This window comes from Priestia sp. SIMBA_032, assembly GCF_046535215.1.
Taxonomy (GTDB): domain Bacteria; phylum Bacillota; class Bacilli; order Bacillales; family Bacillaceae_H; genus Priestia; species Priestia aryabhattai.
The window spans coordinates 1-256 of sequence record NZ_JAWRXD010001051.1 but is presented as its reverse complement, the minus strand read 5'-3'; the positions used below and the strand labels follow the sequence as shown (position 1 = coordinate 256).

Sequence of the window (256 nt, the reverse complement as noted above, 5' to 3'; positions counted from 1 at the left end):
ATATCTTCATCAGACTCAAGAATTTTAGAAACAGAAGTTAAACGATCAACTAAATCTGCAACGTTTTTAGAGTTTACAAGAACTTCTGTTACAACGTTCGTATTTGGCTGTTCTTGAAGTGCAACTAAACGCTTTCTTAATAACTCTTCACGTTTTGCAATCTTCGTTTGTAATTCTGCAATATCTTTATTTTTCTTTTCAATTAATTGCTCAGTATCAGAAACTTTTTTCATTGTTTCATCAAGCTTTGAAGCAT

General features: G+C 30.9%; 1 protein-coding gene. It reads right to left on the bottom strand.

Features of this window, described 5'->3' with window-relative positions; genetic code table 11:
- Positions 1–256 (bottom strand): coiled-coil domain-containing protein (locus SB717_RS37560; protein WP_410908228.1); only part of this gene is annotated, 256 nt, incomplete at both ends.